Annotated in this window: 24 protein-coding genes and 1 other RNA gene; 22 read left to right on the forward strand and 3 right to left on the reverse strand. The window is 68.8% G+C overall.

Annotated elements, in window-relative coordinates; translation table 11 throughout:
* Positions 1-106: 106 nt before the first annotated feature.
* Both serA and EO081_RS14505 read left to right on the forward strand, forming a co-directional pair.
* Positions 107-1684 carry a phosphoglycerate dehydrogenase gene (gene serA / locus EO081_RS14500; RefSeq protein ID WP_129342873.1) on the forward strand — a complete coding sequence of 526 codons (1578 nt, stop codon included), beginning with the start codon at positions 107-109 and terminating at the stop codon, positions 1682-1684.
* Positions 1685-1902: 218 nt separating this feature from the next.
* Entirely contained in the window at positions 1903-3003 is a 1101-nt protein-coding gene (locus EO081_RS14505) for an ATP phosphoribosyltransferase regulatory subunit (RefSeq protein WP_129342875.1), read from the forward strand.
* A gap of 200 nt (positions 3004-3203) precedes the next feature.
* Here the strand turns inward: EO081_RS14505 and EO081_RS14510 are convergent, their stop codons facing one another.
* Positions 3204-4385 carry a PQQ-dependent sugar dehydrogenase gene (locus EO081_RS14510; protein WP_129342876.1) on the reverse strand — a complete coding sequence of 394 codons (1182 nt, stop codon included), beginning with the start codon at positions 4383-4385 and terminating at the stop codon, positions 3204-3206.
* Between the two features lie 231 nt (positions 4386-4616).
* Between EO081_RS14510 and rimP the strand changes: the two genes are divergently transcribed.
* The 15 genes from rimP to EO081_RS14585 all read left to right on the forward strand — a co-directional run bounded on the left by rimP (position 4617) and on the right by EO081_RS14585 (position 18595).
* The gene (rimP, locus tag EO081_RS14515; protein WP_129342878.1) at positions 4617-5159 is read left to right on the forward strand and encodes a ribosome maturation protein RimP; all 543 of its coding nucleotides are present in this window, start codon (positions 4617-4619) and stop codon (positions 5157-5159) included.
* Between the two features lie 4 nt (positions 5160-5163).
* The gene (nusA, locus tag EO081_RS14520; protein WP_129342880.1) at positions 5164-6786 is read left to right on the forward strand and encodes a transcription termination factor NusA; all 1623 of its coding nucleotides are present in this window, start codon (positions 5164-5166) and stop codon (positions 6784-6786) included.
* Complete coding sequence (locus EO081_RS14525; RefSeq protein ID WP_125962114.1) at positions 6786-7022, forward strand: tautomerase family protein; 237 nt, start codon at positions 6786-6788, stop codon at positions 7020-7022. Before nusA ends, EO081_RS14525 begins: the two co-directional genes overlap by 1 nt.
* Before the next feature lie 139 nt (positions 7023-7161).
* Positions 7162-7806: a DUF448 domain-containing protein gene (locus EO081_RS14530; RefSeq protein WP_375781668.1), complete on the forward strand. Its 645-nt coding sequence runs from the start codon at positions 7162-7164 to the stop codon at positions 7804-7806.
* 3 nt (positions 7807-7809) lie between these two features.
* A complete protein-coding gene (gene infB, locus EO081_RS14535; RefSeq protein WP_129342883.1) occupies positions 7810-10662 on the forward strand; it encodes a translation initiation factor IF-2 in 2853 nt (950 codons plus the stop codon).
* 57 nt (positions 10663-10719) lie between these two features.
* Positions 10720-11121 (forward strand): 30S ribosome-binding factor RbfA, encoded by a 402-nt coding sequence (gene rbfA, locus EO081_RS14540; protein ID WP_183947981.1) that lies wholly within the window; start codon positions 10720-10722, stop codon positions 11119-11121.
* Between the two features lie 31 nt (positions 11122-11152).
* Positions 11153-11416, forward strand: a complete 264-nt coding sequence (locus tag EO081_RS14545) for an AbrB/MazE/SpoVT family DNA-binding domain-containing protein (protein WP_129342887.1) — start codon at positions 11153-11155, stop codon at positions 11414-11416.
* The gene (locus EO081_RS14550) at positions 11413-11799 is read left to right on the forward strand and encodes a type II toxin-antitoxin system VapC family toxin (RefSeq protein ID WP_129342889.1); all 387 of its coding nucleotides are present in this window, start codon (positions 11413-11415) and stop codon (positions 11797-11799) included. The genes EO081_RS14545 and EO081_RS14550 overlap by 4 nt, the downstream gene beginning before the upstream one ends.
* Positions 11799-12371, forward strand: coding sequence for a thymidine kinase (locus EO081_RS14555; RefSeq protein ID WP_129342890.1), 573 nt, complete (start codon positions 11799-11801; stop codon positions 12369-12371). The genes EO081_RS14550 and EO081_RS14555 overlap by 1 nt, the downstream gene beginning before the upstream one ends.
* 198 nt (positions 12372-12569) lie before the next feature.
* Positions 12570-13256 (forward strand): site-2 protease family protein, encoded by a 687-nt coding sequence (locus EO081_RS14560; protein WP_129342892.1) that lies wholly within the window; start codon positions 12570-12572, stop codon positions 13254-13256.
* Position 13257: 1 nt separating this feature from the next.
* Entirely contained in the window at positions 13258-14151 is an 894-nt protein-coding gene (gene truB, locus EO081_RS14565; RefSeq protein ID WP_129342894.1) for a tRNA pseudouridine(55) synthase TruB, read from the forward strand.
* A gap of 11 nt (positions 14152-14162) precedes the next feature.
* Positions 14163-14432, forward strand: a complete 270-nt coding sequence (gene rpsO / locus EO081_RS14570; RefSeq protein WP_125962122.1) for a 30S ribosomal protein S15 — start codon at positions 14163-14165, stop codon at positions 14430-14432.
* Positions 14433-14671: 239 nt separating this feature from the next.
* A complete protein-coding gene (gene pnp, locus EO081_RS14575; protein WP_129342896.1) occupies positions 14672-17011 on the forward strand; it encodes a polyribonucleotide nucleotidyltransferase in 2340 nt (779 codons plus the stop codon).
* 141 nt (positions 17012-17152) lie between these two features.
* Positions 17153-18160, forward strand: coding sequence for a sensor histidine kinase (locus EO081_RS14580; protein WP_129342898.1), 1008 nt, complete (start codon positions 17153-17155; stop codon positions 18158-18160).
* A gap of 66 nt (positions 18161-18226) precedes the next feature.
* Positions 18227-18595, forward strand: a complete 369-nt coding sequence (locus EO081_RS14585; protein ID WP_129342900.1) for a DUF4440 domain-containing protein — start codon at positions 18227-18229, stop codon at positions 18593-18595.
* A 47-nt stretch (positions 18596-18642) separates the two neighbouring features.
* On the opposite strand, the gene ssrA is transcribed toward EO081_RS14585, so the two are convergent.
* Positions 18643-18983, reverse strand: a transfer-messenger RNA (tmRNA) gene (gene ssrA, locus EO081_RS14590).
* 49 nt (positions 18984-19032) lie between these two features.
* Here ssrA and EO081_RS14595 point away from each other — a divergent pair.
* Complete coding sequence (locus EO081_RS14595; RefSeq protein WP_129342902.1) at positions 19033-19464, forward strand: RrF2 family transcriptional regulator; 432 nt, start codon at positions 19033-19035, stop codon at positions 19462-19464.
* 39 nt (positions 19465-19503) lie between these two features.
* Here EO081_RS14595 and EO081_RS14600 read toward each other — a convergent pair whose 3' ends face one another.
* Positions 19504-20559: a mannose-1-phosphate guanylyltransferase/mannose-6-phosphate isomerase gene (locus EO081_RS14600; RefSeq protein WP_129342904.1), complete on the reverse strand. Its 1056-nt coding sequence runs from the start codon at positions 20557-20559 to the stop codon at positions 19504-19506.
* Between the two features lie 176 nt (positions 20560-20735).
* On the opposite strand from EO081_RS14600, the gene EO081_RS14605 reads away from it, so the two are divergent.
* The 4 genes from EO081_RS14605 to EO081_RS14620 all read left to right on the forward strand — a co-directional run bounded on the left by EO081_RS14605 (position 20736) and on the right by EO081_RS14620 (position 26539).
* A complete protein-coding gene (locus tag EO081_RS14605) occupies positions 20736-22124 on the forward strand; it encodes a TIGR03013 family XrtA/PEP-CTERM system glycosyltransferase (protein WP_129342905.1) in 1389 nt (462 codons plus the stop codon).
* Positions 22125-24170 carry an XrtA/PEP-CTERM system histidine kinase PrsK gene (prsK, locus tag EO081_RS14610; protein ID WP_183947983.1) on the forward strand — a complete coding sequence of 682 codons (2046 nt, stop codon included), beginning with the start codon at positions 22125-22127 and terminating at the stop codon, positions 24168-24170. It abuts the gene before it with no gap.
* Positions 24167-25519 (forward strand): PEP-CTERM-box response regulator transcription factor, encoded by a 1353-nt coding sequence (prsR, locus tag EO081_RS14615; RefSeq protein WP_129342907.1) that lies wholly within the window; start codon positions 24167-24169, stop codon positions 25517-25519. Before prsK ends, prsR begins: the two co-directional genes overlap by 4 nt.
* 201 nt (positions 25520-25720) lie before the next feature.
* Complete coding sequence (locus EO081_RS14620) at positions 25721-26539, forward strand: DUF815 domain-containing protein (RefSeq protein ID WP_129342909.1); 819 nt, start codon at positions 25721-25723, stop codon at positions 26537-26539.
* Positions 26540-26548 lie beyond the last annotated feature (9 nt).

Consider the following 26548-nt stretch of genomic DNA (forward strand, 5'->3'; position numbering starts at 1 on the left):
CCATGCCCCTGCGCAGGCAGGGGCCCAGGGCCGCAAACACCTGCGCCCGTGACCCTAGGCTCCTGCCTTCGCAGGAGCACTGCATCGTTTTTCGAAGGACCTTTTCATGCCCAAAGTCCTCATCTCCGACAAAATGGATCCCAAGGCCGCCCAAATCTTCCGCGAGCGCGGGGTCGAGGTGGACGAGATCACCGGCAAGACTCCCGAAGAGCTCAAGGCGATCATCGGCGAGTATGACGGCCTCGCCATCCGCTCCTCGACCAAGGTGACGCAGGACATCCTCGACGCCGCGACCAACCTCAAGGTCGTCGGCCGCGCCGGCATCGGCGTCGACAATGTCGACATTCCCGCCGCTTCCGCGCGCGGCGTGGTGGTGATGAACACCCCGTTCGGCAACTCGATCACCACCGCCGAGCATGCGATCGCGCTGATGTTCGCGCTCGCCCGCCAGCTGCCTGAGGCTGATGCCTCGACCCAGGCCGGCAAGTGGGAGAAGAACCGCTTCATGGGCGTCGAACTGACCGCCAAGACGCTGGGCCTGATCGGTGCGGGCAACATCGGCTCGATCGTCGCCGACCGCGCGCGTGGGCTGAAGATGAAGGTCGTTGCCTTCGATCCGTTCCTCACTCCGGAACGTGCGATTGAGATGGGCGTGGAGAAGGTGGAGCTCGACCAGCTGCTCGCCCGCGCCGACTTCATCACGCTGCACACCCCGCTCACCGACCAGACCCGCAACATCCTGTCGGCCGAGAATCTCGCCAAGACCAAGAAGGGCGTGCGGATCATCAACTGCGCGCGCGGCGGGCTGATCGACGAGGCGGCGCTGAAGCAGGGGCTCGACTCGGGCCACATCGCCGGCGCCGCGCTCGACGTGTTCGTAAACGAGCCGGCCAAGGAATCGCCGCTGTTCGGCACGCCCAATTTCGTGTCGACGCCGCACCTGGGCGCCTCCACCACCGAGGCGCAGGTCAACGTCGCGATCCAGGTCGCCGAGCAGATGGCCGATTATCTGGTGTCGGGCGGCGTCACCAACGCGCTCAACATGCCGTCACTGTCGGCCGAGGAAGCGCCCAAGCTCAAACCGTACATGGCGCTCGCCGAAAAGCTTGGTTCGCTGGTGGGCCAGCTGGCGCATGGCGCGCTCAGCTCGATCTCGATCGAGGTCGAGGGCGCGGCCGCCGAGCTCAACCAGAAGCCGATCACCGGTGCGGTGCTGGCCGGGCTGATGCGCGTCCATTCGGACACGGTGAACATGGTCAACGCGCCGTTCCTCGCCAAGGAGCGCGGCCTCGAGGTGCGTGAAGTGCGCAACGAGCGCGAGGGCGACTATCACACGCTGGTCCGCGTCACGGTGCGCACCGAGGCGGGCGACCGTTCGGTCGCGGGTACGCTGTTCGGCAACCAGGCGCCGCGGCTGGTGGAGCTGTTCGGAATCAAGGTTGAGGCCGATCTCGCCGGCCACATGCTCTACATCGTCAACGAGGACGCGCCGGGCTTCATCGGCCGGCTCGGCACGACGCTTGGCGAGGCAGGGGTCAACATCGGCACCTTCCACCTTGGCCGGCGCCAAGCGGGGGGCGAGGCGATCCTGCTTTTGTCGGTCGACGAGCCGGTGACGCCGGAACTCGCGGCCAAGGTGCGCAGCCTGCCGGGCGTGCGCACGGCGATGGCGCTGGCGTTCTAAGGAGCAACCTAGCATCGTACCCCGGCGGAGGCCGGGGTCCAGTTGGGAAGGCGGCTAGGGGTGCGCCAACGCCTCGAACCCGCCGTAACTGGACCCCGGCCTTCGCCGGGGTACGAGCCTGCAAGGGGTGGCCGCGCCGACCAAGCTTGTCGGGCGCGCATGCATCCCGTAGCTGGCCGAGGCGCGCCGATCGGGGCTGCGCCCAACAGGAATTTGCGATGACCGGCCTCTTGCCCGAAGGGTTTCACGACCGCCTGCCGCCCGCCGCCGATGCGGTGGCGCGGTTCGAGGGGCGGGTGCTGTCGGTCGCGCGCAGCTATGGCTATGAGCAGGTCGATCCGCCGCTTGCCGAGTTCGAGGACGCGCTCGGCCGCCGGCTGAAGGCGGCGCGTGCGCAAGACGCTGTGCGCTTCGTCGATCCGGTGTCGCAGAAGACGCTGGCGATCCGTCCCGACATGACCGCGCAGGTCGGCCGCATCGCCGCCACCCGCATGGGCCACCATCCGCGCCCGGTGCGGCTGTGTTATGCCGGTCCGGTGCTGCGGCTGCGCGCGTCAGACCTCGCCCAGCGGCGTGCGCTGCGCCAGATCGGGGCGGAGTTGATCGGCCTCGACAGTGTGGCGGCGGTGCGCGAGGTGGTAACCGTCGCGGTCGAGGCGCTGGCCGCAGCCGGCCTGTCCGACGTGTCGGTCGACTTCACCCTGCCGGACCTGCTCGACGCGCTCGCCGGCGACACGCTGGCGCCCGAGCAACTGCTGGCGCTGCGCGAGGCGCTGGACGGCAAGGATGCCGGCGCGGTCGCGGCGATCGACCCTGCCTATCTGCCGCTGATCGAGGCGGCCGGGCCGTTCGACCAGGCGCTGGCACGGCTGCGCGAAAGCGACGTTGCGGGGAGTCTGGGCAGCCGGCTCGACGGGCTGGAGGCGATCGCCGAGGCCGTTCGAGATCGCGCGGCGCTGACGCTCGACCCGACCGAGCGGCATGGGTTCGAGTACCAGAGCTGGGTCGGTTTCTCGCTGTTCGCGCGCGGCCTGAGCGCCGGGATCGGGCGCGGCGGCAGCTATGCCGTGGTGGGCGAGGACGGGCGGGCGGAGCCGGCGGTGGGCTTCTCACTCTATGCCGACGTGCTGCTCGACGCGGGCGTGGGCGCGGACGCGCGCCGGCGGCTGTTCCTGCCGTTCGGCACGCCCGCCGAGACGGGCGCTGCGCTCCGGGCCGAGGGGTGGGTGACGGTGGCGGCGCTGACCGCGGACGATACGCCCGAGGCGCAGCTGTGCACCCACCGGCTCGGGGACGCGGGGCCGGTCGCGCTGGGGTGAGGGGGCCTTCGCCTTCTCTTCCGTTCGTGCCGAGTAGAGGCCGAGTAGCTCCGTAGGGGGCGGTCCGAGGGCTCGTATCGAGGTACCGCCCCGGGAGACGGCCTCTCGATACGCCGTCTCGATACGCTGCTGCGCAGCTACTCGACGGCCACTCGAGCCAAACGGGAGAGGGGGTAGGGGGCTGCGTGAGCCCCCCAGCCTCACCCTGCCTTGGTGAGCTTCAGCAGCCGGGCGCCCTCGCCGTCCTCCAGCAGCCAGATCGCGCCGTCCGGGCCCTGCTCGACGTCGCGGATGCGCTTGCCCATCGGCCACTGGTCGCCCTTGGCGGCATTGGTGCCGTTCACGTCGACGCGGACCAGCGCCTCGCTCGAAAGGCCGCCGATGAACAGGTCGCCCTGCCATTCGGGGAACATCGCCCCCGTATAGAGCAGGAGCCCGCCCGGCGAGATCACCGGGTTCCACGAGACCTTGGGCGGCTCGAAGCCGTCGCCGGGCTTGTGGTCGGGGATGTCGCGGCCGTCATAGTGGCTGCCGTTCGACGCCTTGGGCCAGCCATAGTTGCGGCCGGGCAGGATCAAATTGACCTCGTCGCCGCCCTTGGGGCCCATTTCCTGCTCCCACAGATTGCCCTGTGCATCGAAGGCGATGCCGAGCAGGTTGCGGTGGCCGTAGGACCAGACCGCGGGGTGGAAGCCGCGCGCGGTGAGGCCAGGGTCGCCCGCCGGCTTGCCGTCGAGCGTCAGGCGCAGCACCTTGCCGAGCGTCGCCTTGGGATCCTGGGCGGGATCGAACTTCTGGCGCTCGCCGTTGGTGAAGAACAGGTGCTGGCCGTCGGGCGCGAAGGCGATGCGGCCGGAGTAATGGCCGTCGCCGGAGACGAAGGGCGTCGCGCTGAACAGTTCCGTTACGCCTTCCAGCCGCGGTCCCTTGGCATCCTCGACGAAGCGGCCGCGCCACAGCTTGACCCCCTTGCCGCCTGCGCCGGCCACCGAGCCGGAGAAATAGACCAGCTTGCTGCGTGCGAAATCGGGTGCCGGCACCACGTCCATCAACGCGCCCTGCCCTTCGCTGTCGACGGCAGGGATGCCGGCCACCGGCATCGTCGCCGTGACGCTGTTGCCCTGGCCGGTCGACAGCGTCACGAGCAGCATGCGCCCGCCCTTTTCCGTCACCAGCATCCGTCCGTCGGGCAGGAACGCCATCGCCCAGGGCGAATCGAGGGTGGTGACCGGAGCCACGGCAAACGGGCGGCCGTCGGCGGCGGGGGCGGCGGCGCTGGCCTGGGCAGCAGGCGCGCTGCCGTTGGCGACGGCGGGATCGTTGGGGGCGCCGCAGGCGGCGACCAGGATGGCGGCGGTGGCGCAGGCGATGGTGCGGTGCATGAAAGTCTCCCTGTTGGCGGCTCAACGCAGGCGGAGGCGGGGCGTTGCGGCGATGTGCTCGTGTTTCGCGCTTGTCCTGATCTGGCGAACGTCCTATATCGCGGCTGTTCTCGACATTGGAAACCTTGGCGAGGTCGGGCCCCACGGGTCCGGCGCCGACGGGGCGTACCTTGGTTCGAACCGACTTTCACGGACCGGCAGCAGGCCGGCCGCAACGAACTGGAGCGTGGATTGGCGGACATCGCCGAACTCAACCGGCTGATCGAGCCCGAGGCGAAGGCCCTGGGGCTGGCGCTGGTGCGCGTGAAGATGTTCGGCGGCAAGTCGGACCCGACGCTGCAGGTCATGGCCGAGCGGCCGGACACCCGCCAGCTGACGATCGACGATTGCGCCACGCTGTCGCGCCGCCTGTCGGACGTGCTCGACGCGCTGGAGGCCGAGGGCCGCGACCCGATCGAGGGCGCGTACCGGCTGGAGGTCTCCTCGCCCGGCATCGACCGCCCGCTCACCCGGCTGCAGGACTTCGCCGACTGGGCGGGGCAGGAAGCGCGCATCACGCTCGCCGAGCCGATCGAGGGGCGCAAGCAGCTCACCGGGGATCTCGTCGGCGTCGAGGGCGACCAGATCACCATCGACGTGCGCAAGTTCCACGCGATGACGATCCCGTTCGCCGCCGTCGCCGACGCCAAGCTCACCATCACCGACAAGCTCCTCGCTGCCACCCAGCCGCTCGATGCGAGCGGGGCGGACGACATCATCGAAGTAGAAGGGTAAGCCCATGGCCACTGCCGTTACCGCCAACCGCGCCGAGCTGATCGCGATCGCCGATTCGGTCGCGCGCGAGAAGCTGATCGACAAGGGCATCGTCATCGAGGCGATGGAGGACGCGATCCAGCGCGCCGCCCGCGCGCGCTATGGCGCCGAGAACGACATCCGCGCCAAGCTCGATCCCAACACCGGTGACCTGCGCCTGTGGCGCGTGGTCGAGGTGGTCGAGGCGGTCGACGACTATTTCAAGCAGGTCGACGTCGCGAGCGCGCAGAAGCTGCAGAAGGGCGCGGTCGTGGGCGACTATATCGTCGATCCGCTGCCCCCGATCGAGTTCGGCCGCATCGCCGCCCAGGCCGCCAAGCAGGTGATCTTCCAGAAGGTCCGCGACGCCGAGCGCGAGCGCCAGTTCGAAGAGTTCAAGGACCGCGTGGGTGAGATCATCACCGGCGTCGTCAAGCGCGTCGAGTTCGGTCACGTCGTGGTCGACCTGGGCCGGGCCGAGGGCGTCATCCGCCGCGACCAGCAGATCCCGCGCGAAGCGGTGCGCGTCGGCGACCGCACTCGCTCGCTGATCCTGAACGTGCGCCGCGAGAACCGCGGGCCGCAGATCTTCCTGTCCCGCGCGCACCCCGACTTCATGAAGAAGCTGTTCGCGCAGGAAGTGCCCGAGATCTACGACGGCATCATCGAGATCAAGGCCGCCGCCCGTGATCCCGGCAGCCGCGCCAAGATCGGCGTCATCAGCCGCGACAGCTCGATCGATCCGGTCGGCGCGTGCGTCGGCATGAAGGGCAGCCGCGTCCAGGCCGTCGTGCAGGAGATGCAGGGCGAGAAGATCGACATCATTCCCTGGTCGGAAGACACCGCGACCTTTGTCGTCAACGCGCTGCAGCCGGCGAACGTCAGCCGCGTCGTGATCGACGAGGAAGAGGATCGCATCGAGGTGGTGGTGCCCGACGACCAGCTCTCCCTCGCGATCGGCCGTCGCGGCCAGAACGTGCGCCTGGCGTCGCAGCTGACCGCCAAGGCGATCGACATCCTGACCGAGGCGGATGCGTCGGAGAAGCGCCAGAAGGAATTCGTCGAGCGTTCCGCGATGTTCGAGCGCGAGCTCGACGTCGACGAGACGCTGGCGCAGCTGCTGGTGGCCGAAGGCTTCGGCGAGCTGGAAGAAGTCGCCTATGTCGAGGTGGATGAGCTTGCCGCGATCGAGGGCTTCGACGAGGACCTCGCCGCCGAGCTGCAGAACCGTGCGCAGGAAGCGCTGGAGCGCCGCGAGGAAGCGAACCGCGAGGCACGCCGTGCGCTGGGCGTCGACGACGCGCTGGCGGAAATGCCGTACCTGACCGAGGCGATGCTGGTGACGCTCGGCAAGGCAGGCATCAAGACGCTGGACGACCTGGCCGATCTCGCCACCGACGAGCTGGTCGAGAAGAAGCGGGCCGAGCCGCGCCGTCGCAACGACGACGCCGCCAAGCGCTCCGAGCCCAAGGGCGGCATCCTGGCCGAGTACGGGCTGTCGGACGAGCAGGGCAACGAGATCATCATGGCCGCGCGCGCGCACTGGTTCGATGACGAGGAAGCCGAGGCTCCGGCCGAAGCCGAGACCGGCGAGGAGGCCGAGGCCTGATGCCGTTCGTCGACATTCGCCTGGCCGGCGCCGCCTCGCGCGAGCAGAAGGCGGCGATTGTCGCCGACGTCACGCGTTCGCTGGTCGAGCGGCTGGGCAAGAACCCGGCCGCCGTCCAGATCAACATCACCGAACTGTCGACCGAGAACTATGGTGCCGGCGGCCAGCTGATCGCGGATCGCGATGCCGGCACGCCCCAAGCGAGGGAGGACGCGCATGCGGAACCCTCGCAATGATGCCGCTTCGGTAACTCCGCGCGCTTCCGGGCACCGCGGACAGCGCACTCCCGCCACGCCCCGGCCTCCGCGTGAACCGCGCGAAGGGCCGGAGCGCAGCTGTATCCTCACCCGCGAGACGGGCGCCAGGGGCACCCTCGTGCGCCTCGCCCTGTCTCCCGACGGGGAAGTGCTGCCCGACGTCCATGCCAAGGCGCCGGGGCGCGGCGCCTGGATCGGCGTCGATCGTGCAGCACTGGATGCGGCGGTCGCCAAGGGGCGGCTGAAAGGTGCACTGTCGCGCGCCTTCAAGACGCAGGCGATCACGATCCCCGACGACCTGTCCGACCGCATCGAGCAGGCGCTGCAACGCGCCGCGCTGGAACGGCTCGGTCTGGAATCGCGCTCGGGAAAGCTGGTTACGGGCGGCGAGCGGATCGTGAAGGCCGCGCGCAGCGGCCAGCTTCATGCGCTCTATCACGCCTCCGACGCCGGTGCCGACGGTGCGGGCAAGCTCGCCCAGGCGTGGCGTGTCGGGTCCGATCGCGAAGGCAGTGGCGTCAGGGGATTGGAATTGCCCGTCGGGCGTACCATATTGTCCTTGGCGCTGGGGCGCGAAAATGTGGTACATGTCGGTGTGACCGACAGATCAGCGGCCAGTCGGGTCGGCGAAGCGATCGCCCGATGGCTGCACTTTATCGGACCCGTACCCTCCTCCGTGTCTTGCGAAACCGAATCGCAGGGCGCATCGGCTGCCGGAACCTCGGCAGCTGTACAGACGACGACGAAGCAGGAACTCGAGTAACGCATGAGCGAGACGGACAACGACAAGCCGAAGCTGGGCGCGCGGGCACCGCTGGGGCTGAAGCGCACGGTGGAGACCGGCAAGGTGAAGCAGAGCTTCAGCCATGGCCGCTCCAACACCGTGGTCGTGGAGGTCAAGCGCCGCCGCGTGCTCGGCCGCCCGGGCGAAGAGCAGCAGCAGGCGGCGCCCGCCGCGGCACCGGAGGCCGCACCCGCGGCTGCGCCGGCAGCCGCCCCGGCGGCGCCGCGTGCGCCTGCGCCGAACCCGGCGGCGGCGAACGCCGGCCTGTCTCGTCATGAGATCCAGGCGAAGCTGCTGCGCGAGGCCGAAGAGGCCCGCATGACCGCGCTCGAAGAGGGGCGCCGTCGTGACGAGCGCCTGCGCCAGGAAGCGCAGGAGCAGGAGCAGCGTCGCGCCGAGGAAAACCGTCGCGCGGACGAAGCGCCCGTGGCGGCACCCGCGGCGCCGGCGGTGGAGCCGACGCCCGAGCCAAAGGTCGAAGCCGCGCCCGCACCGGCTCCGGCAGCGCCCGAGGTGTCCGAGCCGGTCGCAGCGGCACCCGCCGCTCCGACCCCCGCACCTGCGCCGACGCCTGCACCGGCTCCCGCAGCCGAAGCGCCGAAGCCGGCTGCGCCCGCCGCAGCCGCGCCGAAGCCGGCGGCCCCTGCCGCCCAGGCACCGCGCCGCCCGGCTGCACCGCAGCGCCCGCCGCAGCCGACGCAGCCCGTGACGGTGCAGTTCGACTCGTCGCTGCCCGCCCCGCGCCGCTTCACGCCCGTGCAGCGTCCCGAGATCCCGAAGCCCGAGCCCAAGCCCGCACCGGCCCCCACGCCGACGCCGAGCGCCTCGCCCGCTTCGAACAACGCCGCGCCTGCGAACCGCACCGGTGCGCTGCCGCCGCGTCGCAACGACGCCCCGAGCCGGCCTGCGCCCTCGCGCGACCGTAAGGGTGACGATCGTCGCCAGTCGGGCAAGCTCACGGTCACGCGTGCGCTGGGCGATGGCGATGGCGCGCGTGCGCGCTCGCTTGCTGCGCTGAAGCGTGCCCGCGAAAAGGAAAAGCGTCACTATGGCGGCCCGCGCGAGCCGCAGGCCAAGCAGGTCCGCGACGTCAAGGTTCCGGAGGCGATCACCGTCCAGGAACTCGCCAACCGCATGGCCGAAAAGGGCGCCGACCTCGTCAAGACGCTGTTCAAGATGGGCATGCCCGTCACCATGACGCAGACCATCGACCAGGATACGGCCGAGCTGCTGGTGACCGAATTCGGCCACAACATCGTGCGCGTCTCGGATGCCGACATCGACCTGTCGATGGACACCACCGAGGACTCGGCCGACCAGCTGAAGCCCCGTCCGCCGGTGGTCACGATCATGGGCCATGTCGACCACGGCAAGACCTCGCTGCTCGACGCGCTGCGCGGCACCGACGTGGTGCGCGGCGAGGCCGGCGGCATCACCCAGCACATCGGTGCGTATCAGGTGACGCTGAAGGACAAGTCGAAGATCACCTTCCTCGACACGCCGGGCCACGAGGCCTTCACCGAGATGCGGGCGCGCGGTGCCGACGTCACCGACATCGTCATCCTGGTGGTGGCGGCCGACGACGGGCTGATGCCGCAGACGATTGAGGCGATCAACCACACCAAGGCATCGGGCAAGCCGATGATCGTGGCGATCAACAAGATCGACAAGCACGAGGCGAACCCGCAGCGGGTGCGCGAGCGTCTGCTCGAGCACAACGTCCAGGTCGAGGAAATGGGCGGCGAGACGCAGGACGTCGAAGTCTCCGCGCTCAAGAAGATCGGTCTCGATACCCTGATCGAGAAGATCCAGCTGCAGGCCGAGCTGCTCGAGCTGCAGGCCAACCCCGACCGTCAGGCCGAGGGTGCGGTGATCGAGGCGAAGCTCGACAAGGGCCGTGGGCCCGTCGCGACGATCCTGGTCAACCGCGGCACGCTCAAGGTCGGCGACGTGTTCGTCGTCGGCGCCGAGAGCGGCAAGGTCCGCGCGCTGATCGACGACAAGGGCCGTCAGGTGAAGCAGGCCGGACCGGCGATGCCGGTCGAGGTGCTGGGCCTGTCGGGCGTGCCGATGGCCGGCGACCTGCTGCAGGTGGTCGAGAACGAGGCGCGTGCCCGCGAAGTGGCGGAGTATCGTGCCGGCGTGATCCAGCAGAAGCGCACCACCAATGCGCCTGCGAGCCTGGAGAGCATGTTCTCCGCGCTCAAGGACAAGCAGGCGATCGAGTATCCGCTGGTCGTCAAGGCCGACACCCAGGGCACCGTCGAGGCGATCGTGGGCTCGCTCAACAAGATCTCGACCGACGAGATCCGGGTGCGGATCCTGCATTCGGGCGTGGGCGGCATCACCGAGAGCGACGTGACGCTCGCCGGGGCTTCGGGCGCGCCGATCATCGGCTTCAACGTCCGTCCCAACGCCAAGGCGCGCGAGATCGCCGAGCGGAACAAGGTGGCGCTGAAGTATTACGACGTCATCTACGACCTGGTGGACGAGATCCGCGCCGGCATGGCGGGCGAGCTTGGTCCCGAGGCGTTCGAGACCGTCGTCGGCCGCGCCGAGATCCGCGAGGTCTTCTCCGCGGGCAAGACGGGCAAGGCCGCCGGTCTGCTGGTGGTCGAAGGCGCGATCCGCAAGGCGCTCAAGGCGCGCATCACGCGCAACGACGTCATCATCTACCAGGGCGAAATCGCCTCGCTCCGCCGGTTCAAGGACGATGTCGCCGAAGTCCGCGCTGGCCTGGAATGCGGTGTGACGTTCACGCAGAACTTCACCGACATCAAGGCGGGCGACTTCCTCGAAACCTTCGAGGTCGAGATGCGCGAGCGCACGCTCTGAGTATCCGTGTCACCCCGGCTGCGGCCGGGGTGACACCTTCTTTTCTAAGATTGCATCATGAAGAACGAACCGCAGGAACGCTCCGTCCGCACGCTCCGCGTGGGCGAGCAGGTGCGCCACGTCCTGTCCGAGATCCTGCAGCGCGGCGACGTCCATGACGAGACGCTCGCCAGCCACATGGTGTCGGTGACCGAGGTGCGCATGTCCCCCGACCTGCGCCACGCGACCGTGTTCGTGAAGCCGCTGCTGGGCAAGGACGAGGAGGCGGTGCTCAAGGCACTGCGCACCAACACCGCCTATCTGCAGCGCGAGGTCGCGCATCGCGTGAAGATGAAATATGCGGCCAAGCTCAAGTTCCTGGCGGACGACAGCTTCGAGGAAGCGAGCCACATCGAGGCGCTGCTGCGTGCGCCCAAGGTCGCGCAGGATCTGGGCGACGAAGCCACCAACGAAGATTGACGCGGCCGCCGGTAAGACGCATCTTACTGACATGGGTGCGCATACCAGGATTTCAGAGAAAGGGCAGGTCGTGGTGCCGAAGGCGACGCGCGACCGGCTGGGCTGGGCGCCCGGAACCGAGCTCGACATCGTCGAGTCGACGGATGCGATCATCCTGCGTCCGCGCCGCCCGGGCGGGCGGTTGACCGTCGACGAGGGCTTGGCGCGGCTGCGCGCGCTGTACCGTCACGAAGGCCCGGCGATCCCGGTCGAGGCGCTGAACTGGTCCCCGGACGTGGATGACGACCCCGCGTGAAGGCGGTCGACACCAACATTCTCGCCCGCTTGATCCTGCAGGACGATCCGCATCAGGCGCGGCTTGCGGAGGCGATCCTGCGCGAACCCGTATGGGTTTCCAACACCGTGTGGATCGAGCTGGGTTGGGTGCTCGGCAAGCGGCTGCGGCTCGACCATGGCATCGTCGCCGATGCGCTGGAGACGCTGCTGATGCTGGAAACCGTCCATGTCGCCGACCGGGAGGGTCTCTCCTGGGCGATCGGGCGCTACCGCGCCGGTGCGGACTGGGCGGATGCGGTGCATCTGGTGGCGGCACGCGGCGTCGGCGACCGCTTCGTCACCTTCGACCAGGGGATCGCCCGCGTCGACACGCCGCCCCTTCCGATCGAGACCCTCGCCTGATGGCCAAGCTCTATTTCTACTACGCCTCGATGAACGCGGGGAAGTCGACCACGCTGCTGCAGGCCGACTTCAACTATCGCGAGCGGGGGCTCACCACGCTCTTGTTCACCGCCGCGCTCGACGACCGGGCGGGGGCGGGGACGATCGGGTCGCGGATCGGCCTTTCGGCCCCTGCGGCGATGTTCGATGCGGCGACCGACCTCCAAGCGGCCGTGGCCGCCGAGCCGCAGCCCGTCGGCTGCGTGCTGGTGGACGAGGCGCAGTTCCTGTCGGCGGAACAGGTCGACCAGCTCGCGCGGGTCGCCGACGAGCTGAACGTGCCGGTGCTCGCCTATGGGCTGCGCACCGATTTCCAGGGCGTGCTGTTCCCGGGCTCGGCGCGGCTGCTTGCGATTGCGGATGCGCTGGTGGAGATCAAGTCGGTGTGCGTGTGCGGGCGCAAGGCGACGATGAACCTGCGCGTCGATTCGCAGGGCCGCGCCGTGACCCAGGGCGCGCAAACCGAGATCGGCGGCAACGACCGTTACCTTGCGCTGTGCCGCAAGCATTTCTGTGAGGCGATGCGGGGCTAGGGCGACACCCACCCGTTTCGCCTAGAGTAGGGATGAGCTTGTCGAGAGCCCGTATCGAGAGGGGCGGCGCGCGCGGTCTCTCGATACGCCGTCTCGACAAGCTCGACGGTTCCTCGAGACAAACGGGAAGGTAGCAGGACGCGCATTTGTCGGCTGGACTTGCGGCAGGTCCCGCGCATCGCCACTGACACACCCATCATGGACATCGCACAAATCCTCTGGACCATCGCCGTGTGGCTCGTGCCGCTGGTGATCGCCATCGTCTTCCACGAGGTCGCGCACGGCGTGGTCGCCAACTGGCTGGGCGATCCGACCGCGGCGGAGCAGCGGCGGCTGACCTTCAACCCGGTTCGCCATGCAGACCCGATCGGCACGGTCGCGCTGCCGCTGGTGCTGGCGGTGTCGGGCGCACCGGTGTTCGGATGGGCCAAGCCGGTGCCCGTGGACGCGCGGCGCCTGCGCAACCCGCGCTGGCACATGGTGCTGGTGGCGCTTGCCGGGCCGGGCATCAACCTGCTGCTGGCGCTCACCGCCGCGCTGCTGATCGCGGTGGTGGCGTCCGTCACTGGCGGCGAAGCGGGGGACGTCAGCCGGTTCGTCGTCAGCAACCTCATCAACTTCGTGCGGATCAACCTCTTCCTGGCGGTGTTCAACCTGCTGCCGGTGCCGCCGTTCGACGGCGGGCATGTGGTGGAAGGGCTGCTGCCGCGCTCGCTCGCCTGGCGCTACGCGCAGCTCGGGCGCTTCGGAATCCCCGTGCTGCTGCTCCTCCTGCTGGTGCTGCCGATGCTGTCGCCGCAGCTGAACGTGGTCGGGCGCGTGGTGTCGCCGATCGTGTTCGGCCTGGCCGACGCGCTGCTGCGGCTCGTCGGGCTGGGGGGCTGAGATGCACGGCTGGATATTGCTCGACAAGCCGCTGGGGCTCGGCTCGACCCAGGGCGTGAGCGCGGTCAAGCGTGCGCTGCGCGACGGCGGCTATGGCAAGTTCAAGGTCGGCCACGGCGGCACGCTCGATCCGCTGGCGACCGGCGTGCTGCCGATCGCGCTGGGCGAGGCGACCAAGCTCGCCGGGCGGATGCTCGATAGCGACAAGGTCTATGAGTTCAGCGTCCAGTTCGGCGCGCAGACCGACACGCTCGACCGCGAAGGCGCGGTGATCGCGGAGTCCGACGTGCGGCCCACCCGCGCCGCGCTGGAGGCGGTGCTGGCGCGTTTCACCGGTCCGATCGAGCAGGTGCCGCCCGCGTACTCGGCGCTCAAGGTCGACGGCCAGCGCGCCTATGATCTCGCGCGGGCCGGCGAGGAGGTGACGCTCAAGAGCCGCGACGTCACCATCCACGCGCTGACGATCGCCGACGCCGGCGAGGGAACGCTGGAGGAGGCCACCCTCACCGCCCATGTCTCGAAGGGCACCTATATCCGCAGCCTCGCGCGCGACATCGCGCTGGCGCTGGGAAGCGTCGGCCACGTCACCATGCTGCGGCGGGTAAAGGCGGGGCCGTTCGGGCTCGACGCGGCCATTTCGCTGGACAAATTGGCGGAACTCGGTAAGGGCCACGCGCTTGCACAAGCGCTTCTGCCATTGAGGGCGGGGCTGGACGACATCCCGGCTTTTTCCCTCACCCCCGGCCAGGCAGGGCGGCTCCGTCAGGGGCAGCAGTTGGTCGGGATCGCCGCTGACGATGGTCAGGCCTTTGCGACGCTGGACGCGGTTCCGGTCGCCTTGGTCGAGGTCCAGCACGGGGTCGCCCGTGTCGTTCGCGGCTTCAACCTCGAATAGAAAGGACGACGATGTCGATCACCCCGGAGCGCAAGGAAGCGCTGATCAACGAACACGCCCGCGAGAGCGGTGACACCGGCAGCCCCGAGGTCCAGGTCGCGATCTTGACCGAGCGGATCTCCAACCTGACCGAGCACTTCAAGACCCACGCGAAGGACAACCACTCGCGCCGCGGTCTGCTGATGCTGGTCAACAAGCGTCGTTCGCTGCTCGACTACCTCCGCAAGAAGGATGCCGAGCGCTACACCGCGCTGATCGCGAAGCTGGGTCTTCGCAAGTAAGGAACGGCGCCCCGCGGGGCGCCGTTTTCTTATCCCGGCCAAAGCCGGTATAGGAGGCAGGCGGCCACCCCGGCCGCGACGAATTTCCTCCGACCTCCCGCCCGTCCGGCGGTGTCGGAGCAAGCAGGACCGGACGCAATCCGGCGATCTGGTCCCGAGCCCCAAGCGGCTCACCCCTGCGGGCAGGTGCCCGCAAGCTGCCCCGGCCGGCATCGGGCCGCCGGAGTGAAGGAAACGACATGTTCGATATCAAGAAGACCAGCATCGAGTGGGGCGGCAAGACGCTGACGCTCGAGACGGGCCGAGTCGCCCGCCAGGCCGACGGCGCGGTGATCGCGACCCTCGGCGAGACGGTGGTGCTGTGCGCCGTGACCGCCGCGCGCTCGGTGAAGGAAGGCCAGGACTTCTTCCCGCTGACCGTCCACTATCAGGAGAAGTATTCGGCCGCGGGTCGCATCCCCGGCGGCTTCTTCAAGCGCGAGCGCGGTGCGACCGAGAAGGAGACGCTGACCAGCCGCCTGATCGATCGCCCGATCCGCCCGCTGTTCCCGGAAGGCTTCTACAACGAGATCAACGTCATCGCCCAGGTGCTGAGCTATGACGGCGAAAACGAGCCGGACATCGTCGCGATGATCGCGGCGTCGGCCGCACTCACCATCTCGGGCGTGCCGTTCATGGGTCCGATCGGCGCGGCGCGCGTCGGCTATCAGGACGGCGAGTACATCCTCAACCCGACGCTGGAGCAGACCAAGGCGGGCGAGCTCGACCTGGTCGTCGCCGCCACGCACGAAGCCGTGATGATGGTCGAATCCGAAGCCAAGGAGCTTTCGGAAGAGGTCATGCTGGGCGCCGTCGTGTTCGCGCACCAGGAGTCGAAGAAGATCGTCGAGGCGATCATCGACCTGGCCGAGCAGGCTGCCAAGGATCCCTGGGAGCTGACCCCGGTCGCCGACCAGTCGGCCCAGAAGAAGAAGCTCAAGGACCTGATCGGCGCCGACCTGGCCGCAGCCTACAAGCTGACCGGCAAGCAGGACCGCCAGAACGCGATCAACGACGCCCGCACCAAGGCGCGCGAAGCGTTCGCAGACCTGAAGGAAAGCGATCCCGCGCAGTATCTGGGCGTCCTCAAGCTCGTGAAGAAGCTCGAGGCGGACGTGGTGCGCACCGCGATCCTGAAGGAAGGCCGCCGCATCGACGGCCGCGACACCAAGACCGTCCGTCCGATCGAGGCGATGGTGCACTTCCTGCCGCGCACCCACGGCTCGGCGCTGTTCACCCGCGGCGAGACTCAGGCGATCTGCTCGACCACGCTCGGCACCAAGGACGCCGAGCAGATGATCGACGGCCTGAATGGGCTCCACTACGAGCACTTCATGCTGCACTACAACTTCCCGCCTTATTCGGTCGGTGAAGTGGGCCGCTTCGGTGCGCCCGGTCGTCGCGAAGTCGGCCACGGCAAGCTCGCCTGGCGCGCGCTGCACCCGGTGCTGCCGTCGAAGGAAGAGTTCCCCTACACGATCCGCGTCCTGTCGGACATCACCGAGTCCAACGGCTCGTCGTCGATGGCGACGGTGTGCGGCGGTTCGCTGTCGATGATGGACGCGGGCGTGCCGCTCAAGCGTCCGGTGTCGGGCATCGCGATGGGCCTGATCCTGGAGGGCAAGGACTTCGCCGTGATCTCCGACATCCTCGGCGACGAGGATCACCTCGGCGACATGGACTTCAAGGTGGCGGGCACGTCCGAGGGCATCACCAGCCTTCAGATGGACATCAAGATCGCCGGCATCACCGAGCAGATCATGAAGGTCGCGCTGGCGCAGGCCAAGGAAGGCCGCGCGCACATCCTGGGCGAGATGAACAAGGCGCTGGGTGAGACCCGCACCGAGCTTTCCGCCCATGCCCCGCGCATCGAGACCTTCACGATCGACAAGTCGAAGATCCGCGACGTCATCGGCACCGGCGGCAAGGTGATCCGCGAGATCGTGGCGACCACCGGCGCCAAGGTCGACATCGACGACGAGGGCGTGATCAAGGTCAGCTCGTCCGACACCGCGCAGATCGAAGCCGCGATCAACTGGATCAAGGGCATCGTCGAAGAGGCCGAGGTCGGCAAGATCTACACCGGCAAGGTCGTCAACATCGTCGACTTCGGTGCGTTCGTGAACTTCATGGGCGGCAAGGACGGCCTCGTCCACGTGTCCGAGATGAAGAACGAGCGCGTCGAAAAGCCGGGCGACGTCGTCACCGAAGGGCAGGAAGTGAAGGTCAAGGTGCTCGAGGTCGACCAGCGCGGCAAGGTGCGCCTGTCGATGCGCGTCGTCGACCAGGAGACCGGCGCCGAGCTGGAGGACACGCGTCCGGCACGCGAGCCGCGCGGCGAGCGTGGCGATCGCGGTGATCGCGGTGATCGTGGTCCGCGCGGTGACCGGGGCGATCGCGGCCCGCGCCGTGAGGGTGGTGAGCGTGGCGGCGATCGCCGTCGCGAGCGCGGACCGCGTCGCGAGCGCAGCGAAGGCGAGAACAAGGGCGGCGAGGACGGCGGCGACGTCGGCCTGCCGTCGTTCATCACCGACAATTGATCGGTTGCTGAAACCGATCGAAGAAGAGGGGCTCGCGGCAACGCGGGCCCCTTTTTCTTGCAGCGCTTCCAATTGCTTGTGCCCTGCGGCCGTGCCATGGAGCGCAGCCGCCTTGGGCGGCGGTGGGGAGCAGCACGCGTAATGCCGAAGGCGGGAAACCATTTCCTGGAACGCTTGCCGCTCGCCAGCGATCGGCCGGTGCTGGGCGTATCGGTCACCCTGATCTTGGTCGCGGGCGCCTTTGTGCTGCGCTGGTTCGCGGACCCGTTCCTGCCGAGCGGCTTTCCCTACGTCACCTTCTTCCCAGCGGTGATCGTCAGCTCCTTTCTGTTCGGAGCGCGGCTCGGGGCCTTGTCCGCTTTGCTGTGCGGGCTGCTCGCCTGGTATTATTTCATCCCGCAGTTTCGCAGCTTCGACGTTGCAGGGCCGGGCGTGCTCGCCCTCCTCTTCTACGTCTTCGTCGTCGTGACCGACATCACCCTAGTGCACTGGATGCAGCGCGCGAACCGCAACCTGGCGCGCGAGCGCGAGCTGAGCCGGATGCTGGCGGAAACGCGCGAGCTGCTGTTTTCCGAGCTCCAGCACCGGGTGTCGAACAACCTGCAGGTCGCGGCGGGGCTGCTCTCCGTCCAGAAGCGGCAGGTCGCCGACACGACGGCGCGGGCGGCGCTGGACGAGGCGGCACGCCGGCTCGCGCTGATCGGCCGGATCAGTCGCCAGCTCTACGACGCCGGTGGCGCCGCGCGGAGCATGCGCGAATTCCTGGAGCCGCTGTGCGCCGACGTGGTCGAGGCGAGCGGTCGTACGGGCGTGCGCTGTTCGATCAACGTGGCGGAGGACGCACCGCTCTCGCCGGACGCGGCGATCCCGCTCGCGCTGATCGTCGCCGAGGCGATGGCAAACGCGATCGAGCACGGCTTTCGCGACAAGGAGAGCGGCTGCATCGAGGTGCATCTGGCGCGGCATGGCGCCGACATGGTGAAGGTCGAGGTCCGCGACGACGGGGACGGCCTGCCGGACGGCTTCCGGATCGAGGCATCCGACAGCCTGGGTCTCAAGATCGCGACGATGCTAGCAACCCAGCTAAACGGGAAGTTCGACCTGATCCGCGAGCATGGCACGACCGCACGCCTGCTGCTGCCTGCCTGAACGGGAGGGAACCGCGCGTCTGCCCATGCGCTGACCGCGGACACCCCTTATCGCGAGGAGCATGCCGTGGACGACGAACGGGTATGGCAGTTCGAGGAAAGCCTGTGGACGGGCGATGCGGAGCATTATCGCGCCTCCATCGATAACGAGAGCGTGATGGTCTTGCCGACCAAGCCGTTCGTGGTCACGGGCATGCAGGCCGCCGATGCGGTCTCGGATACACCGCGATGGGAATCCGTCGCCTTCTCCAATCAGCAGATCATGCGCCCGCAGGAGGGGCTGATCGTCATCGGCTATACCGCAGAGGCCGCGCGGGGCGAGGAGCGCTATGTGGCGCACTGCACCTCGACCTACCGTCGGCTGGCGCATGAGGAATGGCGCGTGGTGCAACACCAACAGACGCTGCCGCCGGTCGCGGAAGCCAGGGAAGGCTGAGGCGGATGAGTGGGGAGCTTCTGTTGCCCGGTGCTCCCCGAACCGCTGGAATCCGCTTCTGTTGCCCGGTGCGGTCCAACCGCGCATTTTAGAGTAACCTTAGGCCGTTAGGCCTTGGGGTTACGCCGCAATAGCGAGTGCTTCGTTATCGTTGGCACTTGTGTAATGGGCCGTTGCGGTGGTCCCATTCCGAGCGAAAACAGCGCCTTTCAACACACGTCGATCCTGGTTCGGCCCCGTCAGGACCGGCCTGGAAGGCTGGTTCTGGTGGAGCCGCCGGGTACTGCCCCCGGGTCCGCTGCGCCTAGTCTACGCCGCAGTTTATCGCCATATCCGGCCGAAGCCGGCAGAAGCGCATATAGCCACTCGGTTTCGGCAATTAAAGCCTGCCGCGGTCTTTTCATGGCCACAAAGGGCTGGCATGGGCTGCACCCAAGATGTTGACCCAGCGTTCCCGTTATGCGCTGCGCGCAATGTTGTTCCTGGCCGCCCAACCTCCGAGCGTCGCACCCACCCCGATGCACCGGATCGCGACCGGGGCCAACGTCCCGCGCAAGTTCCTTGAACTGATCCTCGCGGACCTGCGCGAGGCGGGATTCCTGCTGTCCACGCGCGGCAAGGCCGGCGGCTATCGCCTCGCGCGCCCCAGCCACCTGATCTCGCTGGGAGAAATTATTCGCGTGATCGAGGGCCCGCTGGCACTGGTGCCCTGCGTCAGCCGGACCGCCTATCGCCCGTGCGGCGACTGCAAGGACGAGGCGGCCTGCGCGATCCGAATCGCCATGGCCCGGGTTCGCGACGAGACCGCCCGCATCCTCGACGGCACCAGCCTGGCGGACGCGACGGCCGAGGAACTGGCCGCCGCCTGACGCCTCCGCGCCGGCCGATCCGGCGCCGGCGGTTCTGGCTCAGTCCCGCTTCATCGCCTCCAGCAGCCGCTTCACTTCCTGGGAGCGGCCGCGCGGCAGGATCAGAATGTCCTCGCCGCTCGCGACGACGATCAGGTCCTTCACCCCGACCATCGAGATGCGGGCGCGGTCGCTGCGGACCAGACAGCCGCTGGTCTCCAGCATCAGCACTTCGCCGCCCGCCACGTTGTCGTTCTCGTCGCGCGTGCTGATCGCGTGGAGCGCATCCCAGCTGCCGACGTCGCTCCATCCCATCGCCACCGGCACCACGGCGACCTGCGCCGCCTTTTCCATCACGGCATAGTCGATCGACTGGGAAGGCGAGGCGGCGAACGCTTCGGCGTCGGGATAGACGCGCTTGCCCTCGTGGCGGGCGCGACTCATCGCCGTCTCCGCCGCCACGCGCATTTCGGGCGCATGGGTGCCGAGTGCCCCCAGGTACATGTCGGCGCGGAACAGGAAGATACCTCCGTTCCAGGCATGATTGCCGTCGGTCAGCATCGCCTGCGCCGTCTCCCGTGCAGGCTTTTCCACGAAACGCTCGACGCGGTGGGCACCGGGCGCGATCTCCTCGCCCACCTTGATCCAGCCATAGCCGGTTTCCGGCGAATCGGGCGTGATGCCGAAGGTGACGAGCCAGCCCTCGGCGACCAGCGGCAGCGCCGCCTCGATCGCGGCGTGGAAGGCGGGCACGTCGGCGATGACGTGGTCGGACGGCATCACCAGCAGCGGGGTGGCATCGCCGCCCGCCGCCACCGCCGCCAGTGCGATCGCGGGCGCGGTGTTGCGGCCCGTCGGCTCCAGCACGAGCGCCTGCGCGGCTGCGCCGATTTCGCCGAGCTGCTCCTCGATCTCCTGCGCATGGGCGGCGTTCGCCACCACGATCGGCGCGCCGAACCGGGGCCCCGAGGCCCGGCGCGCGGTCAGCTGGAGCATGGTCTCCTCGGCAGTGAGGCAGAGCAGCTGCTTGGGACGCTCCCGCGTGGAGATGGGCCACAGCCGTGTCCCGGACCCTCCCGACAGAATGACGGGGACGATCGCGGTTTCGGACTGCATGTGGCGCTTCTCCATGTAAAATGAGATATGCCCCGAAGGATGCCGGGCATTAGACGTCAGAATGTCGCAGCGCACAACGCACCGTTGGCGTCTGTGTTCAGCTTTTCTTCGGGTATTGTTGCAACAGGGGAGGGGTGCCGACCGGGATCTCACGCCCGGCCAGGAAACCGGGCGTCATGATCAGGCTGTTCAAGCATTACATCCCCCACGCCGTGCTGCTGCTCGGAATGCTCGACTTCGCACTGCTGATGGTGGCGGCGGAACTGGGCTGGATCGTGCGCGCCGCGCAGATCGGCATGGTCGCAGAGCCGATCCCGACGCGCATTCCGGAATTGCTGAGCTTCGCCGCGGCACTGGAACTCGCGATGATCGCCGTCGGCGTCTATGGTGCGGAGGCGCTGCAGTCGCTGCGCTTCGCCGCCGCCCGGCTGATCGTCGCCATTGCCCTGGGCGCGATCGCCCTGGCCGTGCTGTTCTTCCTGATCCCGTCGATCACGTTCTGGCGCTCCAACCTGCTGTACGCGATGGGGTTCGCCGTCGTCCTGCTGCTGCTGCTCCGGATCCTGCTGGGGCGGACGCTTGGAGGGCATGTCTTCAAGCGGCGGGTCGTGGTGCTGGGCGCCGGCCCCCGTGCCGCGCGGCTGAAGGCACTGGCCCGCGCGCCCGGCGCTGCTTTCGTCGTGGTCGGCTATGTCGGCATGGGCGATGCCCAGCCGGTGATGCCCGAGGCGATCGGGCGCGAGGCGATCAACAACCTGGCCGAGCACGTCGTGCTGCTTAATGCGAGCGAAGTGGTGCTTGCGCTGGAGGAACGGCGCAACGCGCTCCCGCTCAAGGACCTGCTGCGGATCAAGACGACCGGCGTCCACGTCAACGAGCTCTCGACCTTCCTGGAGCGCGAGACCGGGCGCGTCGACCTGGACAGCGTGAACCCGTCGTGGCTGATCTTCTCCGACGGGTTCTCGTCGGGCCGGGTGTTCTCCAGCATGTTCAAGCGGCTGTTCGACGTGACGTTCAGCCTGGTGCTGCTCGTCCTCGTGCTGCCGGTGCTGGTGCTCGCGGTGCTTGCGGTCAAGCTCGACAGCCGCGGGCCTGCCTTCTACCGCCAGCGCCGGATCGGGCTCTATGGCCTCGCCTTCGACATCATCAAGCTGCGCTCGATGCGCGTGGATGCGGAGGTGGGCGGCAACGCCGTCTGGGCGGAAAAGGACGATCCGCGCATCACGCGCGTCGGCCGCATCCTGCGCAAGCTGCGGATCGACGAGCTGCCCCAGTGCTGGAGCGTGCTGAAGGGTGACATGAGCTTCGTCGGCCCTCGTCCCGAGCGCCCGCAGTTCGTCGACGATCTCGAGCAGCAGCTTCCCTATTATGCCGAGCGCCACATGGTGAAGCCTGGCATCACCGGCTGGGCCCAGATCAACTATCCCTATGGCGCCTCGATCGAGGATTCGCGCCAGAAGCTGGAATACGACCTCTATTACGCCAAGAACTACTCGCCCTTCCTGGACCTGCTGATCCTGCTGCAGACGGTACGGGTGGTGCTCTGGCCCGAGGGCGCGCGCTGAATGCTGCCCGACCTCATCCTGTGGAGCCATGCGCTGGCCGCGCTGCTGTTCGGGATGCTGGCGATCTGGGCGGTCCGCAGCCGCGAGTTGCCGCGCGCGATCCGCGCCAGCTTTGCCGCGGCACTGGTGCTGACGGCGCTTTGGGCCTTGTCGGTCTCCGGCATCGGCAATGCGGAGCCTGCCACCGTTGTGGTGGAGGGATTGCGCAACCTCGCCTGGCTGGCCGTCATGCTGGCGATCCATCGCTGGGGCGGTGCGCGGTACCTGACCCTGCCGATCGCCTATGCGGTGGTGGCGCTGGTGATCGGGTTGCAGGTGGTCCTGCAATTGCTGGCGACCGGGCCGGGGCCGGAAGCGGTGGCCGCCAGCCTGATGCGCGCCGCGCTGCTGATGCGTGCGCTGTCGGCAGCGGGGGGGCTGGTGCTGCTCTATGGGCTGACCACGGGGCTCGGCCGATCGGGGCTGCGGCTGGCGATGACGGCGATCGGGGCGCTGTGGCTGATCGACGTCAACCTCAGCGCGCTGCGCTATCTGACCGGGGAGGCCCCGGGCGAGTTCCAGGCGATGCGCGGCCTGGCACTGGCGCTGCTCGCCGGCGTCATCGCGCTTGCCTTCCATCGCAGCGGCGGGCGCGAATTGCGGGTATCTCGCACCGCGACTCTGCGCTCGCTCTCCGTTCTGAGCCTGGTGGGCTATGTGCTCGTCATGATCGCGGGCAATGCGGCTCTGGCGAGCCTGGGGGGCCGGCATGCGCGCGTCCTTCAGACGGCGTTCGTGTTCGGATCGACCGCGGCGCTGCTGACGCTGATGTCGTCGACCTGGCTGCGCGCCTGGGTGCGGGTCAAGCTCACCAAGCACCTGTTCCAGCACCGCTACGACTATCGCGTCGAATGGGCGCGCTTTACGGAGACGCTGGGCCGGCCGCAGGGCGGTGCGCCGCTCGCCGAGCGCGTGGTCAAGGCAATCGCCGACCTGACCCAATCCCCCGCGGGCATGCTGCTGACCGCGGGCGAGGAAGGGCTGGAACGCACCGCCGGCTGGAACTGGCCGGTGGAGGGGCCGACACCGGAGCCCGCGGCTGCCCTCGCCCGGCATCTGGCGGAGAGCGGACGTGTGCTGGAGCTCGATGCGGTCCGCTCGGGCCGCGCCGAGCGGATGGATGCGGAGGCGACCCCCGCCTGGATGCTGGACCTGCCAAGCGCCTGGGTGGTCGTGCCGCTGCCGCACCTGGGGCAGCTCGTCGGCGCGATCCTGGTGGCGCGGCCGCCGGTCGACCGCGCGCTCGACTGGGAAGACTTCGACCTGCTCAAGATCGCCGGGCGACAGGTCGCCAGCTACCTTGCCGAGGCGCGCGCGACCGAAGCCCTGCTGGAGGCGCAGCGCTTCGACGAATTCAACCGGCGCTTCGCCTTCATCCTGCATGACCTGAAGAACCTGGTCAGTCAGCTGAGCCTGGTCGCGCGCAACGCCGAGCGCCACGCCGACAATCCGGAGTTTCGCGCCGACATGGTGGCGACCTTGCAGGAGTCCGCCGCGCGGATGAACGACCTGCTCGCGCGGCTGGCGCAGCGGCAGCCGGCGGCGGCGGGCACGCCGAGGCCGCTCGACCTGGTGGCGCTGGCGCATGGGATCGCCGACGCGCGGCGTGCCCAGCACGCGCTGGCGGTGGAGGCCGAGGAACCGGTCCGCGCGGTTGCCGATGCGGCGCGGCTGGAACAGCTGCTGGGGCATCTCGTCCAAAATGCGGTGGAGGCGAGCGCGCCCGACACGCCGGTGACGCTGCGCGTGCGCCATGCCGAGGACATGGCGGCCATCGAGGTCATCGACTGCGGCCAGGGCATGTCGCCGGCCTTCGTGCGCGAGCGCCTGTTCAAGCCGTTCGTCTCGTCAAAGGCCGGCGGCTTCGGGATCGGAGCGTTCGAGGCGAGCCAGCTGGCGCAGGCGATGGGCGGCCGCGTCGAGGTGACCAGCCGCGAGGGGCAGGGATCGACGTTCCGCGTGCTGCTGCCGCGCGCCCCGCAATCAACCATGGAGGAGGCGGCATGAGCGCCGAGATGCGACGGCTGCTGATCGTGGAGGACGACCTGGGCCTGCAGCGGCAGCTGCGCTGGGCCTATGAGGGCTACGCGATCACCGCGGTGGGCGATCGCGCGGCGGCGCTCGCGGCGCTGCGCGCGGAGGAACCGCAGGTGGTGACGCTGGACCTGGGGCTGCCGCCGGACCCGGACGGCACCAGCGAGGGCTTCGCCACGCTGGAGGCGATGCTGGCGCTCAAGCCGGACACCAAGATCATCGTCGCCTCCGGCCACGGTGCCCGCGAAAGCGCGCTGAAGGCGATCGCGATGGGCGCGTTCGATTTCTACGCGAAGCCGATCGACATCGACACGCTGGGGCTGATCGTCGCGCGCGCGTTCCACGTCCATGCGCTGGAGGCGGAGAACCGGCGGCTGGCGGCCCGGATCGAGGGCGAGACGGCACTCGGCGGCATGCTGACCGCCGCCCCGGAAATGCTCAAGGTCACGCGCACCATTGAGCGGGTGGCGCCGGCCGACGTGTCGGTGCTGCTGCTGGGGGCGTCCGGCACCGGCAAGGAACTGCTGGCGCGGGGGCTGCACGACGCAAGTCCGCGTGCCCAAGGGTCTTTCGTCGCGATCAACTGCGCCGCCATCCCCGAGACATTGCTCGAAAGCGAGCTGTTCGGGCATGAAAAGGGGGCGTTCACCGGGGCCATCAAGACGACCGCCGGCAAGATCGAGGCTGCGCAGGGCGGCACGCTGTTCCTGGACGAGATCGGCGACGTGCCGCTGCCGTTGCAGGTGAAGCTGCTGCGCTTCCTGCAGGAGCGGGTGATCGAGCGGATCGGCGGGCGCAAGCCGATCCCGGTGGACACGCGCATCGTCTGCGCGACCCACCAGGACCTGGACGCGATGGTGGCGGACGGGCGCTTCCGCGAGGACCTCTACTATCGCCTCGCGGAAATCGTGGTGCGGATCCCGTCGCTCGCCGAACGGCCGGGGGACGCCGGGCTGCTCGCCCGGCATTTCCTGCGCCGCTATGCGCGGCAGATGAACGCAGCGGTGACCGGCTTCGCACCCGACGCTTTGGCGGCGATCGATGCCTGGGGATGGCCGGGGAACGTGCGCGAGTTGGAGAACCGGGTGAAGCGCGCCGTCATCATGGCCGACGCCAAGCAGGTCACCGCCGCCGACCTCGACCTCGACCATGGCGAGGCCGAACCGATCAACCTGAAGGCGATCCGCGAGGAGGCGGACCGGCGCGCCATCCGCCATGCGCTGGCACGAGCCCAGGGCAACATCTCCGGCACCGCGCGCCTGCTGGGGATCAGCCGGCCGACGCTCTACGACCTGATGAAGGCCTATGACCTGCAACCGTAAGGGGGCTGCGCTCCGGGTGGTGCCCGGACCGCCCCCCATCGTCATGCTGACGAAGGTCAGCATCCATACGCGCTGCGCTCGCGCTTCCTGCCGTAGCGGTGCTGGATCCTGACTTTCGTCAGGATGATGGGGAGGCAGGAGGCATGTGCAGGTATCTCCGCCGCTTGCCCGACGCGGCTAGCCGCGGGTAGCGCACGCAGCATGGACGCACCAAACGACACGCTCGCCCGGATCGCCGCTGCGCTGGAGCGGCTGGCGCCGCCGCCGCCCCCCGCGGCCGATCCGTTGGCGCATCCGGCTTATCTGTGGGACGGCACGGTGCTGAAGGCGGCGCGCGCATTCGATCCCCTGCCGATCGCGCTGCTGTCGGGCATGGAGGCGCAAAAGGCGAGCTTCGTCGCGAACCTCCAGCGGCTGGCCGGCGGCATCGCGGCGCAGGACGTGCTGCTGTGGGGGGCGCGCGGCACCGGCAAGTCGGCGCTGGTGAAGAGCGCGGTCGGCGCCGTGCAGGCCGATGGCGCGGCGCTGGCACTGGTTGAAGTGGTGACGCCGCGGCTGGAGACGCTGCCGGCGCTGTTCGCGGCCATCGCCGATGCGGCGAGGGCGTTTGCGATCTTCCTGGACGACCTCGGCTTCGAGCATCCGGGCGAGGCGCGGGCGCTGCGTTCGCTGCTCCAGGGCGGGGCGGAGGCGCGGCCGGCCAATGCGCGACTGGTGGTGACCTCCAACCGCCGCCACCTGATGCCGCGCGACCTCGCCGAGCAGGCGAGCGCGATCAATCCGCGCGATTCGGTGGACGACAGCCTCGCGCTCGCCGACCGCTTCGGGCTGAGCCTGGGGTTCCACGTCGTCGACCAGGACGCCTATCTGGCGATCGTCGCCGGCTATTGCGCGACGCACGACCTGCCGTTCGATCCCACGGATGCGGTGGGCTGGGCGACGCGCCGCGGCAGCCGCTCGGGCCGGATCGCGTGGCAGTATGTGACGGACCTGGCGGGGCGGCACGGGCGGGCGCTGTAGCGCTGGCTT

The sequence above is a fragment of the Sphingomonas desiccabilis genome, assembly GCF_004135605.1.
Taxonomy (GTDB): Bacteria; Pseudomonadota; Alphaproteobacteria; order Sphingomonadales; family Sphingomonadaceae; genus Sphingomonas; species Sphingomonas desiccabilis.

Coding starts and splice junctions, on each gene's coding strand:
- EO081_RS14545 (WP_129342887.1), top strand. CDS start 11,153: ATGGGTGCGCATACCAGGATTTCAGAGAAAGGGCAGGTCGTGGTGCCG.
- EO081_RS14580 (WP_129342898.1), top strand. CDS start 17,153: ATGCCGAAGGCGGGAAACCATTTCCTGGAACGCTTGCCGCTCGCCAGC.
- serA (WP_129342873.1), top strand. CDS start 107: ATGCCCAAAGTCCTCATCTCCGACAAAATGGATCCCAAGGCCGCCCAA.
- prsK (WP_183947983.1), top strand. CDS start 22,125: ATGCTGCCCGACCTCATCCTGTGGAGCCATGCGCTGGCCGCGCTGCTG.
- rbfA (WP_183947981.1), top strand. CDS start 10,720: ATGAAGAACGAACCGCAGGAACGCTCCGTCCGCACGCTCCGCGTGGGC.
- EO081_RS14555 (WP_129342890.1), top strand. CDS start 11,799: ATGGCCAAGCTCTATTTCTACTACGCCTCGATGAACGCGGGGAAGTCG.
- pnp (WP_129342896.1), top strand. CDS start 14,672: ATGTTCGATATCAAGAAGACCAGCATCGAGTGGGGCGGCAAGACGCTG.
- truB (WP_129342894.1), top strand. CDS start 13,258: ATGCACGGCTGGATATTGCTCGACAAGCCGCTGGGGCTCGGCTCGACC.
- nusA (WP_129342880.1), top strand. CDS start 5,164: ATGGCCACTGCCGTTACCGCCAACCGCGCCGAGCTGATCGCGATCGCC.
- EO081_RS14605 (WP_129342905.1), top strand. CDS start 20,736: ATGATCAGGCTGTTCAAGCATTACATCCCCCACGCCGTGCTGCTGCTC.
- EO081_RS14525 (WP_125962114.1), top strand. CDS start 6,786: ATGCCGTTCGTCGACATTCGCCTGGCCGGCGCCGCCTCGCGCGAGCAG.
- EO081_RS14595 (WP_129342902.1), top strand. CDS start 19,033: ATGTTGACCCAGCGTTCCCGTTATGCGCTGCGCGCAATGTTGTTCCTG.
- EO081_RS14510 (WP_129342876.1), bottom strand. CDS start 4,385: ATGCACCGCACCATCGCCTGCGCCACCGCCGCCATCCTGGTCGCCGCC.
- EO081_RS14600 (WP_129342904.1), bottom strand. CDS start 20,559: ATGCAGTCCGAAACCGCGATCGTCCCCGTCATTCTGTCGGGAGGGTCC.
- rpsO (WP_125962122.1), top strand. CDS start 14,163: ATGTCGATCACCCCGGAGCGCAAGGAAGCGCTGATCAACGAACACGCC.
- infB (WP_129342883.1), top strand. CDS start 7,810: ATGAGCGAGACGGACAACGACAAGCCGAAGCTGGGCGCGCGGGCACCG.
- EO081_RS14620 (WP_129342909.1), top strand. CDS start 25,721: ATGGACGCACCAAACGACACGCTCGCCCGGATCGCCGCTGCGCTGGAG.
- EO081_RS14560 (WP_129342892.1), top strand. CDS start 12,570: ATGGACATCGCACAAATCCTCTGGACCATCGCCGTGTGGCTCGTGCCG.
- prsR (WP_129342907.1), top strand. CDS start 24,167: ATGAGCGCCGAGATGCGACGGCTGCTGATCGTGGAGGACGACCTGGGC.
- EO081_RS14505 (WP_129342875.1), top strand. CDS start 1,903: ATGACCGGCCTCTTGCCCGAAGGGTTTCACGACCGCCTGCCGCCCGCC.